Below are 12,702 nucleotides of genomic sequence, written 5' to 3'. Positions count from 1 at the left end.
GCGTCCGAGCCTTTCGCAAGGAGCTTGCACATATCATCCGACGCGCGAACGAGATCGACGTCCTGCTCGAGGCCCATCGCGTCACCGTCCGAGGAACGCGCCCCCGTTCAAGTGGACGACCTGCCCGGTGAGGTGCCCGGCGCCCGGCGAGGCGAGGAAGGCGACGGCCGCCGCCACGTCCGCGGGCGTCCCCGCCCGCTTGTTCGCCGCCTGCCCGACGAGCATCGCCCGCCGCTCCTCGCCGAGCGTGTCGCCGAAGAACTCGGTGTCCTCGACGAGCCCCGGCGCGACGACGTTCGCGGTGATCCCCCGTCCCCCGAGCCGCGCGGCCAGATCGGCGTTCCACGCCACCACGCCCGCCTTGGCCGCACCGTACGAACCGCCGCCCCGCGCCCCGGCGATCGACCCGATGGTCACGACCCGTCCGTCCGGAACGAGCCGGGGCTCCAGCGCGGTCGTCACCAGCACCGCGCTGACCAGGTTCGCCTCCAGGTTCGCGAGCCACGCGTCCCGCGTCGCGGCCAGCCCGGCCGGAGCCGGACGGTGCCGGTCGGTGTTGCCGCCGGCGTTGTTCACATGACGCCCGCCGAACTGCGGGAGGCGTCGCTGCTCACCGCGGGCGCGATCAGCCAGCGCGTCGCCCGCGCCGAACGCGACCAGCTCACCGAACTCCTCCGCCGCCTCCTCGACGGCCTCACTACCCGCCTGGACGCCGACCCCAGACCGAACCAGGTCGGCGACCTCTGACCGGCCCGGGCCGGTCACGGAGGGCGCAGACGCGCCCGCCGGTGGACGCCGGAGCGGTCCGCCCCGGCGCCTCGGCGCTCTCCTGCGCGGCCACGCGTCGCACCGACGAACCGACCGTCCGCCCCTCGCGGCTGCGAGCGCAACGGTCTGCGGCTCCGGCGCGAACGTCTGCTGGCCGCCCGGGTTCATGACTTGAGCTGCGCGTCCAGGACCCGCGCCGCCCGCACGTACGCGGCCGACCCCTTGCGCGCCGCCAGCGCCTCGACCTCCGGAATCGCGCCGCGCGCACCGCACCACCGCGCCGTCCGCACGCCCAGCTCGAACAGCCGGTCGAGGCCGGGGACGGGGCGTTCTCCGGGTTCCGGGCACAGCATCGGCAGCGTGGCCGCGAGCACCCGCCACACGTCGGCGAACGCGCCCGCCTCCGCCGCCCGTTCCAGCCCGTCGATCATGCGGGACGGACGGACGTCCCCGTCGAGGAGGAGCCGGGCGACGTTGCGTCCCACGGCGGCGGCGGGAAGGTCGCCGCGCGCGCAGAGGTCGAGGAACAAGCGGTCGGGGCGCCGCTCCCGGGATCCGAGCCGGCGGGCCAGGAACTCGGCGACGTGCTCGGCGAACATCCCGTTCGCGGGGACCAGGTCGAGGAGCGCGATGGCCGGTGCGTTCCACCCCGTGGAGAGGTACCCGCCGCGGCGCAGTTCCGGCACCAGGTGGGCCGCGGCCACCTCCGGATGAGACGGGAGCCCGTGCGAACATGCCGACGCGCGGATGCCGTGGTCCGACGGGTACCGGGGCGGGGCGGCGAAGACCGCGTCGACCAGCGGCAGCCCGGTCGGCCCGCCGTCGACCAGCCCGAGCCGCGCGCGCCCGGAGCGCCGCGGCGACCGGATGGACGCCCAGGCGGCCACGCTCACCCGCGCCGCATGCCCCTCGACCGGCTGCGCGTCCGCCCCGGACCGCCGGTCGACCGTCGCTTCGCCGGCACCGTGCTCGGCCTCGGGCCGGCCTTGCGGTGCTTCGTCCGCCGACCGGGCGACGTGGGCCACCCCGCGCCCCAGAGCCCGGTGGTCCGACCGGTCCGTGAACGCCGGGCGCCCGGCGGCCCATCGGGCGACGCCGACCGCATCGGACGGATCGTCGCCCGGCGTGTCCTCGGCCCGGACCACGCGGACCATGCCGGGCCCCGGAACGGCACCTACCACGACGCCCGCGGCCCCTCGTCGAGCGGCGGCCCAGAACGCGGCCGGAGGTTCGGCGTCGTCCGCATCGGACAGTGCGTCGTCGGGGAACGGGAACGTCGTGTCGAGTTCGGGGTCGGCCAGGGGGCCGTCGAGGCCGTCGAGGTCGATCACCGTCTCGGGGAGGCGGCCCTCGCCCGCCCGCAGGGACACGCGCGGGACGGGCGGGGCGGCCATCCAGCGCGCGGCGGTCCGCGCGGCGGGCGTGTCGATCGCGGCGGCGCGGCGGGACGCTTCGGGGTGCGGGCCGGGCGGCAGCCGGAGCAGGGCCTGCTGGAGGTCGGCCGGGCCCGGCTCGGCACCGGCGTGCGCGAGCACCCGAAGGCGGTCCGCGAGGACGTCCGGGGCGACGTGGCCGGTCGGGGCGGTGGGCGTCGCCAGCAGCAGTGGCGGCAGAGCGCCCGCCTCGACGGCGCCGAGGAGCTCGGCGGCCCGGTGCAGGGTGAGCCGTCCGACCGGCGAGGAGCCCGGCATGCGGCGGCGCCAGTCGGACGGGACGGGCGCCGAGCCCGCGAGCATGCGTCCCGCCGCGACCATCCACTCGTCGACGTTCGACCACGACGGCAGCCCGTCGAGATACGGGTAGAAGCCCCGGGTCAGGACGCGGCCGAGGGCGGCGCGGACAGCGTCGGGTTCGGCATGGGCGAGGCGCACGAACGCCGTCATGAGTTCGTCCGTCCGGAGCGGCGACGAGCCGGAGTGGACGAACGCGCGTGCGAGCTCCAGCGGGGTCGTGATCGGCGGTGCGGCCGGCTCGGGCTCGCGGGGGCGCGGTGGGCTGAGCGGTTCGGGGGCCGGATCGACGTCGGCCACGGGGCCGGGCGGGGCGCCGCCGAAGCGGGCGGTCACCTGGGCGGCGAGGTCGGGTGGGAGCAGGGGTGCGGCGGCGGCGAGCGGGGCGCCGTCCGTTCCGGCGGGAAGGGCGAGGGCGAGGCGGACGGCCTTCTCCTGCACCGCGTACTTCTCGTGGCCGAAGGCGTGCGCGAGGGCGCGGGCGCCGGCGTCCGCCAGGTCGGGACGGCGCCGGACGGACGCGCGGAGCCACGACAGCCCCGACCGGACGATCCCCGCCTCCGGCCGGAACAGCACGCCGTCGAACGCCTCCGCCAGCAGGGACGCCGGCAGGTCGGGGATCTCGCGGAGCAGGTCGAGGACGTGGCCGGCGACCGGGCCGGGCGCGGACGGGAGCAGGCGCACGTGGTCGCGGGCCCGTGCGGCGACCTCGCGCCGCCGGACGGACGGGTCGTCGTGCATGAGCAGGTCGTGCAGGCGGACGAAGAAGCGCAGTTCGACGTCGGTGCCGCCCCGCAGGAACCGGCGGACGCAGCCGTCGACGAGCGCGTCGCGGTCGACGTCGCCGCGGGCGGCCATCGTCGCGAGGGTCACGGGCCACGAGTTGTTCTGCCGCAGGGCCCGCCCGACGCCGTCGGCCTCGAAGACGCGCGGGAGGAGGGCGGGCAGCAGCGGGTCCTTCGGGCGCGGCGGGCCGGACAGGACCCAGCCGACGACGAGGGGGTCGTGGTCGGGCGGTTCGGCGCCGGTCTCCTGCAGGAGGGTGAGGACGAGGCCGATGCCGGTGTACCGGGGGCCGCGCAGGCGGAGGGCGAGGCGGCGCGCGAGGTCGGCGCGCCACGCGTCGTCCCGCACGGCCCAGATGTCGAGGAGGCGGCCGTCGTCGTCGGGGTCGCCGAGCCACCGGTTGCGGAAGTCGCGGCGGTTCAGCCAGGACGCGACGGCCGCGGCGCCGCCGAACGTCCCGGCGCCCGCCGCCCGGTACGCCCAGAGGGCGTCGCCGATGCCCTCCCACGGTTCGCGGCGCGCCCGCGCGGCCTTCAGGTGGCCGGGCAGCGCGGCGGCGACGGCGCGCCGGCCGCCGTCGTCGAGGTCGAGAACGGCGGCCGCGACGCCGTCGGCGTCCCGTGCGTCGATCAGGCCGGCGATCCGGCTCCACGCCTCCGCGGCGTCCGGCAGGGCAGCGCTCGTCATGCGGCGAACGTAGGCGCGCCCACCGACAGAACGGAGGGGCCGCTCAGCTCAGCAGGTCGGCGAGGGTCTCCCGGCGGGACGGGTGCCGCAGCTTGTGCATGCCCTTCGACTCGATCTGCCGGATCCGCTCGCGGGTGACGCCGTAGACGCGGCCGACCTCCTCGAGCGTCTTGGGTTCGCCGCCGGCGAGGCCGAACCGCATCGAGATGACGCCCGCCTCCCGTTCGGTGAGCGTCTCCAGCACCGCGTCGAGCTTGCCGCGCAGCATGGAGGACGCGACGGCGTCGGCCGGGTCGCCGCCCTCGGGGTCCTCGATGACGTCGCCGAGTTCGCCGTCGCCGTCCTCGCCGAGCGGGGTGTGCAGCGACAGCGGCTCGCGGGCCTGGCGGCGCAGCCACTCGACCTTCTCGACGGTGACGTCCAGTTCGACGGCGAGTTCGGCGGACGTCGGCTCGCGGCCGAGGTCCTGCGACAGGCGCCGCCGGACGCGCGTCATCCGGTTCATCACCTCGACGACGTGCACGGGTATGCGGATGGTGCGGCTCTGGTCGGCCAGCGCCCGGCTGATCGCCTGCTTGATCCACCAGACGGCGTAGGTGGAGAACTTGAGCCCGCGCCGGTACTCGAACTTCTCGACGGCGCGGATGAGCCCGAGGTTGCCCTCCTGGACGAGGTCGTTCAGCGGCAGGCCGTGGCCCACGTACCGCTTGGCCAGCGACACGACGAGGCGGAGGTTCGCCTCCACCATGTGCTCCTTCGCGCGGCGGCCGTCCTCGGCGATCCAGGCGAGGTCGGCGCGGTCCTGCGGGTCGAGGGCGTCGCCGAGGTCCTCGAGGCGCTGCCGGGCGAACAGCCCCGCCTCGATGCGCTTGGCCAGGTCGACCTCCTGCTCGGCGGTGAGCAGCGGGGTGCGGCCGATGCGGGACAGGTAGTCCTTCATCGGGTCGACGAGGTCGCGGTACGTCGTCGCGCGGCGGGGTGCCGCGGCGCGGGACGCGGTGGAACGGGGCGCGGTGGTGGCGCGGGGCGCCGCACTGGGGGCGTGGCTGGCGTTCAGGGCGGTGTCCTTTGCATGTCCGGCCGGGAGGGAACGGGTCACGCCGTTCGGGTACCCGCCTCCGCCTCGTCCCAACCCCGTGCGTCCGGTATCGGGAGCGCGCGGGCGCGGGTGCGGCGCGGCCGGTTCCGGTCGCGCCCCACCCGCGCCGTCCGCGGTCAGGTGATGACCAGCAGCAGGTCTCCCGCCTGGACGGGCGCCGCCGCGGGAACGGCGAGGCGCGCGACGGTGCCGGCGACGGGCGCGGTGATCGCGGCCTCCATCTTCATCGCCTCGATCGTCGCGACGACGTCGCCCGCCGCGACCGCGTCGCCCTTCGCGGCGCGCAGCGTCACCGAGCCGTCGAACGGCGCGGCGACGTGCCCGGGCTCGTCCGGGTCCGCCCGCTCGACCGGCGGCGCGTCCGACACGACGGACTTGTCGCGCACCGACAGGGTGCGGAGCTGGCCGTTCACCGAGCAGATCACCTGCCGGACGCCCGCCTCGTCGATCTCCCCGACGGCTTCGAGGCCCGCGAGGACGCGCACGCCCGGTTCGAGGTCGAACGCGACCTCGTGCCCGGTGCGCAGGCCGTACAGGAACGCCCCGGTCGGCAGCACGGACAGGTCGCCGTACGCGGCGCGGGACTCCCGGTAGTCCTTCGCCGGGCCGGGGAAGAGGAGGCGGTCGAGGGTGTCGCGCACCTGCGCGCCGGTGAGCGCCTTCTCCTCGTCGCGGCTGAGCTCTGCGCGCACCGGCGTGTACTGGCGTCCGGCCAGGGCCTTCGTGCGGAACGGCTCCGGCCAGCCGCCCGGCGGGTCGCCCAGTTCGCCGTTGAGGAACCCGATGACGCTGTCGGGGATGTCGTACCGGTCGGGGTTCTCGAAGAAGTCGTCCGGGTCGGCGCCCGCCGCCACCAGGTGCAGGGCCAGGTCGCCGACGACCTTGCTGGACGGCGTCACCTTGACGAGGCGCCCGAGGATGCGGTCGGCCGCCTCGTAGCACCGCTCGATCTCCTCGAACCGGTCGCCGAGGCCGAGCGCGACGGCCTGCTGCCGCAGGTTCGACAGCTGCCCGCCCGGGATCTCGTGCCGGTATACGCGTCCGGTCGGCGCCGGCAGGCCCATCTCGAACGGCGCGTACAGCTTCCGGACGGCCTCCCAGTACGGCTCCATCACCGTGAGCGCGTCGAGGTCGATGCCGGTCGCGCGGCCGGTGAAGTCGGTCGCGGCGACGATCGCCTGCAGCGGCGGCTGGCTCGTCGTGCCCGACAGCGGCGCCGCCGCGCCGTCCACCGCGTCCACCCCGGCCTCGATCGCGGCGACGTACGTCCCGAGCTGCCCGCCGGCCGTGTCGTGGGTGTGCAGGTGGACGGGCAGGTCGAACCGCTCGCGCAGGGCCGTGACGAGCGTGCGCGCGGCGGGCGCCCGCAGCAGCCCCGCCATGTCCTTGACGCACAGGATGTGGACGCCCGCCTCCACCAGCTCCTCCGCGAGCCGCAGGTAGTAGTCGAGCGTGTAGAGGCGCTCGTCCGGCGACGACAGGTCACCGGTGTAGCAGAGCGTCCCCTCCACGAGGGCGTGCGTCTGGAGCGCCGCGTCGATCGCGGGACGCATCCGCTCGACGTCGTTGAGCGCGTCGAACACGCGGAAGATGTCCACGCCCGTGCTCGCCGCCTCCTTGACGAACGCGCGCGCCACCGAATCGGGGTACGGCGTGTACCCGACGGTGTTGCGGCCGCGCAGCAGCATCTGGATGCAGAGGTTCGGCGCGGCCTCCCGGATCGCCGCCAGCCGGTCCCAGGGCGACTCGCCCAGGAACCGCAGCGCGACGTCGTACGTGGCGCCGCCCCACGCCTCCACCGACAGCAGCTGCGGCGTCATGCGCGCGAGGTACGGCGCGGCCTTCACCAGGTCGTACGTCCGCACCCGCGTCGCGAGCAGCGACTGGTGGGCGTCCCGGAACGTCGTGTCGGTGACGGCCAGCGCGTCCTGCGCCCGGAGCCGCTCGGCGAACGCGCGCGGCCCGAGCGCCAGCAGCCTGTCCCGGGAGCCCTGCGGGAACGGGCCGTCCATGGCGAGGGGCGGCAGCTTCGTCGCCGGGTCCAGGTCCGTGGGCTGCTCGCCGTGCGGCTTGTTCACCGTCACGTCCGCCAGGTACCGGACGAGCCGCGTCGCGCGGTCGCCGCTCGACCGGGCAGTCAGCAGCTCGGGGTGATCGGCGATGTAGGACGTCGTGACGCCGCCCGCGCGGAAGTCCGGTTCGTCCAGCAGCGCCTGCAGGAACGGGATGTTGCTCGCCACGCCCCGGATGCGGAACTCCGCGACCGCTCTGCGCGCGCGCCCGACCGCATCGGCGAACGTCCGTCCCCTACAGGTCAGCTTCACCAGCAGGGAGTCGAAGTGGGGGCTGACGATGGCGCCGCCGTACGCGGTGCCCGTGTCGAGCCGGACGCCCGCGCCGCCCGGCGACCGGTACGCCGAGATCTTCCCGGTGTCGGGCCGGAAGCCGTTCGCCGGGTCCTCCGTCGTGATGCGGCACTGCACCGCGAACCCGGACACGGTCACGTTCTCCTGCGAGACGCCCAGCTCCGGCAGGGTCTCGCCGCCCGCGATCCGCAGCTGGCTCTGCACCAGGTCGATCCCCGTGACCTCCTCGGTCACCGTGTGCTCGACCTGGATGCGCGGGTTCATCTCGATGAACACGTGCCGGCCCCGGTCGTCCACGAGGAACTCCACCGTGCCCGCGTTCTCGTAACCGATCTCGCGGGCGAACGCGACGGCGTCCCGGCACAGCCGCTCCACGACCTGCGCGTCCAGGTTCGGCGCGGGCGCGATCTCCACGACCTTCTGGTGCCGCCGCTGCACCGAGCAGTCGCGCTCCCGCAGGTGCACCGTCCGTCCCTCGCCGTCGGCGAGGATCTGCACCTCGATGTGGCGCGGCCGGTCGACGGCCTGCTCCAGGAACACCGTCGGGTCCCCGAACGCGCTCTGCGCCTCCCGCCGCGCCGTCTGGACGGCCGCCTCCAGGTCCTCGCGATGGTCCACGCGCCGCAGCCCGCGCCCGCCGCCGCCCGCCGCGGCCTTCACGAACAGCGGGAACCCGACCTCGTCCGCGGCCTCCAGCTCCCGCCCCTCCTCGGGCGTCGCCGACCGCAGCACCGGCAGCCCCGCCCGCCGCGCCGCCGCCACCGCCTCGATCTTGTTCCCCGCGAGGTTCAGCACCGCCGACGGCGGCCCGACGAACTTGATCCCGTTCCGCTCGCACGCCTCCGCCAGCTCCGGGCTCTCCGACAGGAACCCGTACCCCGGGTAGACGGCGTCCGCACCGACCCGCAGCGCGGTCTCCACGATCCCGTCCACGTCCAGGTACGCCCGGACCGGATGCCCGCGCTCCCCGATCTCGTACGCCTCGTCCGCCTTCTGCCGGTGCAGCGACAGCCGGTCCTCGTGCGCGTACACCGCGACGCTGGCGATCCCCAGCTCGTAGGCCGCGCGGAACGCGCGCACGGCGATCTCGCCCCGGTTCGCGACGAGCAACTTCGATATCACGTGTTCTCCCAGGAGTCGGCCGGCACGTCCGCCCGCACCCGACGGCCTCCTGGGCTCGACGATGAGCCGCGACACGCGCCTGGCCAACCCGGCGGGCGAACCGAATTCCCTGGTATCTACCCTCGTGAACGGAACAGTCGGCCGATCATTTCGGGCAAACAACCCGATAGATGATCGATCGTAGAAAAACCGCGAACCTTTCGCCCCGGCACGCCCCCGCCCCCGACTCGCCCCGACCTTCGGGGTCGGCCCCGCGATCTACACTCGTTCTCGATCCCCGGAGGCACGCCGTGAGAGGGGCTCGGTGACCGATCGCGACTGGCAGCGCACCGTCCTGCACGACCTGGGCGCCCCCGGCACCACCCTCGTCCCCCCGACCCCCGCACCCCCGCTTCCGGCCGACCCACCCGTCGCCGCCCCCGAACTCGCACCCGAGGCTCCGGCCGATGCACGCTTGGAGCCCGCACCGCCGGTCCCCACCGCCGCACCGGTCGCCGCCCCCGACCTCGCACCACGCGCTCCCGCCTCTGCTCCGCCGGTCTCGGCCGGTCCGCCTGCCGAACCCGCTTCGGTGCGTCCGCACGTCGCGCTCTCGGGGCCCGATGCCGTCCGTCCGGTCGTCGGTCCCTCGGAGGCTGCGTCCGCCGGACGGCCGGGCGTCGGGGCTGCGCAGGCCGGGCCGCTGCCCGCGCCGCCGGAGCGGACGGACGGTCCGGCGGTTCGGCCGTCGCCGGTGCGGCCGGCGCCCGAGACCGCGCCGGACTTCGCGCCGCCGCTCCCCCGCGCCGCTCCGGAGGCGCCGCAGGCGAACCGGCGCCCGGCGGCGCCGTTCGGCGGGGCGGACGTGTCGGGGCGGCGGGCGCCGCACGGGGAAGGGGCCGCGCGGCGGTTCGGACGGACGGTGCGGCGGGTCGTCGGCGCGGCCGGGGACGGACGGGCGCCGGAGGGGGTCGCGGCGCGGCTCGGGGTGCCGGTGCCGTCGTGCCGCCGGATCGCGGTGACGAGCATCCGGGGCGGTGCGGGCAAGTCGACGGTCGCGGCGCTCGTCGCGGAGATCGTCCGGCGGCATCGGGGGGACCGGGTGGTCGCGATCGATGCGGATCCGGGGCTCGGGTCGCTGCCGGTGCGGCTCGGCGTCGCGGGGCGCGGGTCGATCCGGCATCTGGCGGCGGCGCGTCCGGGGTCGTGGCGGGAGCTCGCGACGCACCTGGCGCGGACGCCCGGCGGGTTGTTCGTCGTCCCGGCGAGCCACGGGTCGGTCGCGGACGAGCTGGAGCACGAGACGTTCCAGCGCGGGGCGGGGCGGCTCGGGGAGTTCTTCGCCGCGGCGATCGTCGACTGCGGCGGGGGTCTCGACACGGAACTGCACCGCGGGATCCTGGCGGGCGCGCACGCGCAGGTGTTCGTCGCTCCGGCCACCGTGGACGGCGCGCTCAGCGCGCGCGCCGGTCTGCAGTGGTTCGGCGACAACGGGTTCGGTCGGTTGTTGTCGCGCACGGTCGTGGTCCTGGTCGCGCACACGCCGAAGCCGGACACCGATCTGGAGCGGGTGCGGGAAACGCTGGCGCCGTTCGGGCTTCCGGTGGCGCACGTCCCGTTCGACCGTCATCTCGCAGCGGGCGGCGCGATGAATCCCGACCGCGTCGGCGCGCCCGCGTACGGGGCGGTCACGGACATCGCGTGCGCTGCTTTCACCCGTTCCCTGGACGCCGCATGAGTCGCGAACTCATCGTGCTGTCCCCGCACAGGCCGGACGTGGACGCGCTCCACGTGCCGGGCCTCGACATCAGGGACGCCTACGTGTTCGACGACCGCGAACAGTTGCTCGTCCGCATCGACACCCCGGTGCTGGTGCCCGTCGCGGGGGAAGTGGAGCGTCTCCTCGGCGTTCCGGTCCGCGAGCCCGTCTGGTGGGTGGAGCTCCGTGCCGCCGCCGGGTCGCCCCGGGCGGCCGAGGCCCTGCGGCAGTGCGCGGACGAACTCGCGGCACGGCACGACGGCACGGTGTGGGGCGCGCGGTGATGCGGACGGTGGGCGGCGCCGACGTCCTCACGGACGCGGCGATGGTCGTGCTGTGCGATCGTCCGCTCGTCCCGTTGAGCCCGGCCATCGACGCGTACCTGGACGAGTGCGCGTCCACGAACCGCGCCCTGCAGATCGTCACCTCGCCGGACAGCCGGATCACGCTGCCTCTGGCACGGTCCGAGGCGCGGTGGATCGTGCACGACGACGGCTACTACGAGGGCCTGACGGGACGTCCGATGCGCTGGGACGGCGCCATGTTCGTGCCCGAGCCGGACGCCCGCGACTACGCCCCCGGCTACACGACGCCGCTCGCCGCGCCGATCAGCCCGCGGCTCGTGCTGACCGTGCGGGCGACGCACGCGGCCGGCGAGCCGCTCGGCGCGCACGTCCACCACCTCATGCGCCTGTTCACCGGGCGGCCGCCGGCGGGCTGGGGGACGGCCGAGCCGCTGCGGCGCACGTGGGACGCCACGGACCTGACGGCGCACGTCCACGGCGTCCCGGAGGCGCGCCTCGTCGCGGTCGGCGCCGGCGACCGGCCGTGCGTCGCGACGCTGCGGTTCGCGCCGCTCGACCCGCCGGCGTCCGGTGTGGCGGAGACGACGACGCTCGCGATCGGGTACGCCCCGAACGAGACCGTGCCCGTCGCCGACGTCCCGGCCCTCATCGGCGAGCTCCCGGACGGGACGCCGCCCGCGTCGGTGCTGGCCCAGATCGACCCCGGACGCCCGGACCTCACGCTCGAACCCCGCTGGGCCGGGCCGTCCGCCCCGATCGGCCTGGCCGCCCGCGGCGCCTTCACCGGCCCGCCCGGCTTCGCCCGCCGCCGCCTCGGCGCCCTCACCTGGTTCCCGCTGGGCGAGGGCCGCTCCCCCGACTACTGGCGGCGCCACGAGTCCCTCGCCGCCTTCCTCGAAACGGCCGACGCGGGCTGATCTCGCCACCGTTCGGGAGACACCGGGCATCCGCCGAAGTCGTTCGCATCGAGCGTCACGCGTGAAGATCCGCCGACCGAAGCTCGCGCCCGCGTCCGGACGGGTCAGGGGCGGCGGTTGCGGAGGAGGACGGACGCGACGCCGATGATCGTCGCGAGGACGGCGCCGGCGAGCGCGCCGCCGACGAAGCCGCCGGTGAAGCCGTCGCCGCCCGGGTCGCCCAGGAGGAACCAGGCGGCCACGGCGACGGCCACGAGCAGCGCGTAGCCGGCGAGGAAGATGTAGAAGCGGCGGCTCCAGAACAGGTGGCGGGCCGGGGTCTCGGGAGCGGCGGGGAGTTCGGCGCCGGGGCCGAGGGTCGCGGCCTTCGGGCGCTTGAAGTACTCGTAGTAGACCCAGCCGCCGCACGGCTCCCAGCCGTCCGGGGCGAGGCGGGCGGCGAGGGCGGCGCGGCGGCCGGGCAGGACGGTCTCGCGGCGGTACTCCCAGCGCTGCGGGCGCTCGGGGTCGCGGCGGCTGACGAACCGGCCGGCGCCGTCGATGCGCTCGACCTCCCAGCCCTCGTCGCCGAAGCGGTTCAGCATCCGCCGGTCCTGGAAGGCGTCGGCCGTCCAGCGCCAGGTCTCGTCGGACGGCCCGGGCTCCGCGGCGGGCGCGGACGGGCGCAGGACGGCGGCGAACTCGGCGGCGGGGCCGAACTCGTCCTCGGGGTCGGTGCCGGACTCGGCGACGTGCGCGGCGAGGTCGTCGACCGTGGCCGCGGCCTCGTCGTCGGGGACACCGGCCGCGCGGAGGCGGGCGGCCAGGTCGGCGAAGTAGTCGGCGGTCATCGGTCTCCCCGGGCGAGGACGGCGCGGACCGACTCGTCGAACGCGAGCCACAGCCGCGACTGCTCGGCGAGCGTCGCGCGTCCGTCGTCGGTCAGGTGGTAGTAGCGGCGGCCGGGGCCGCGGTCGGCGACGCGGAACTCGGCGGAGACGAGTCCCGCCTCTTCGAGGCGGTTCAGCACGGGGTACAGGGTGCCGCCCTTGATCTGTCCGAGTCCGGCGTCGGCGAGCCGCTTGGCGATCTCGTAGCCGTAGCTCTCGCCGCCGGTGAGGGTCGCGAGGACGAGCAGGTCGAGGACGCCCTTGAGCCAGCTCGCGCGGCGGTCTGCGGCCATGGTGGTCATCTTCTCCGCCATC

General features: G+C 75.6%; 9 protein-coding genes and 1 pseudogene. 4 read left to right on the top strand and 6 right to left on the bottom strand.

Annotated elements, in window-relative coordinates; all coding sequences use genetic code 11:
* Window positions 1–81 precede the first annotated feature (81 nt).
* Complete coding sequence (locus AB0L25_RS02155; protein ID WP_500167721.1) at window positions 82–576, bottom strand: SDR family NAD(P)-dependent oxidoreductase; 495 nt, start codon at window positions 574–576, stop codon at window positions 82–84.
* Between AB0L25_RS02155 and AB0L25_RS02150 the strand changes: the two genes are divergently transcribed.
* Window positions 577–747, top strand: a complete 171-nt coding sequence (locus tag AB0L25_RS02150; RefSeq protein ID WP_500167719.1) for a hypothetical protein — start codon at window positions 577–579, stop codon at window positions 745–747.
* A gap of 185 nt (window positions 748–932) precedes the next feature.
* Here the strand turns inward: AB0L25_RS02150 and AB0L25_RS02145 are convergent, their stop codons facing one another.
* The 3 genes and pseudogenes from AB0L25_RS02145 to AB0L25_RS02135 form a co-directional block, all read right to left on the bottom strand.
* Window positions 933–3,971 (bottom strand): hypothetical protein, encoded by a 3,039-nt coding sequence (locus tag AB0L25_RS02145; protein WP_500167717.1) that lies wholly within the window; start codon window positions 3,969–3,971, stop codon window positions 933–935.
* A 43-nt stretch (window positions 3,972–4,014) separates the two neighbouring features.
* Window positions 4,015–4,917: pseudogene (locus AB0L25_RS02140) on the bottom strand (RNA polymerase sigma factor); the annotation flags it as partial.
* Window positions 4,918–5,186: 269 nt separating this feature from the next.
* Window positions 5,187–8,558 carry a pyruvate carboxylase gene (locus AB0L25_RS02135; protein WP_500167715.1) on the bottom strand — a complete coding sequence of 1,124 codons (3,372 nt, stop codon included), beginning with the start codon at window positions 8,556–8,558 and terminating at the stop codon, window positions 5,187–5,189.
* 304 nt (window positions 8,559–8,862) lie between these two features.
* Here AB0L25_RS02135 and AB0L25_RS02130 point away from each other — a divergent pair, with 304 nt between their 5' ends.
* From AB0L25_RS02130 to AB0L25_RS02120, 3 genes are read left to right on the top strand one after another with little or no spacing between them, the layout of a single operon-like run.
* Window positions 8,863–10,275, top strand: a complete 1,413-nt coding sequence (locus AB0L25_RS02130; RefSeq protein WP_500167714.1) for a nucleotide-binding protein — start codon at window positions 8,863–8,865, stop codon at window positions 10,273–10,275.
* On the top strand, window positions 10,272–10,580 hold the full coding sequence (locus AB0L25_RS02125; protein ID WP_500167712.1) for a hypothetical protein: 309 nt from the start codon (window positions 10,272–10,274) through the stop codon (window positions 10,578–10,580). The genes AB0L25_RS02130 and AB0L25_RS02125 overlap by 4 nt, the downstream gene beginning before the upstream one ends.
* Window positions 10,580–11,518, top strand: coding sequence for a DUF6177 family protein (locus tag AB0L25_RS02120; RefSeq protein WP_500168085.1), 939 nt, complete (start codon window positions 10,580–10,582; stop codon window positions 11,516–11,518). Before AB0L25_RS02125 ends, AB0L25_RS02120 begins: the two co-directional genes overlap by 1 nt.
* 104 nt (window positions 11,519–11,622) lie before the next feature.
* On the opposite strand, the gene AB0L25_RS02115 is transcribed toward AB0L25_RS02120, so the two are convergent.
* Window positions 11,623–12,348 (bottom strand): hypothetical protein, encoded by a 726-nt coding sequence (locus AB0L25_RS02115; protein WP_500167710.1) that lies wholly within the window; start codon window positions 12,346–12,348, stop codon window positions 11,623–11,625.
* Entirely contained in the window at window positions 12,345–12,680 is a 336-nt protein-coding gene (locus AB0L25_RS02110) for a PadR family transcriptional regulator (protein ID WP_500168084.1), read from the bottom strand. Before AB0L25_RS02110 ends, AB0L25_RS02115 begins: the two co-directional genes overlap by 4 nt.
* Window positions 12,681–12,702 lie beyond the last annotated feature (22 nt).

This window comes from Spirillospora sp. NPDC052242 (genome assembly GCF_040679555.1).
In the GTDB taxonomy this organism is placed as follows: Bacteria; Actinomycetota; Actinomycetes; order Streptosporangiales; family Streptosporangiaceae; genus Spirillospora.
Note: the sequence above shows the minus strand (reverse complement) of the source record. Positions and strands in the feature narration are given on the sequence as shown.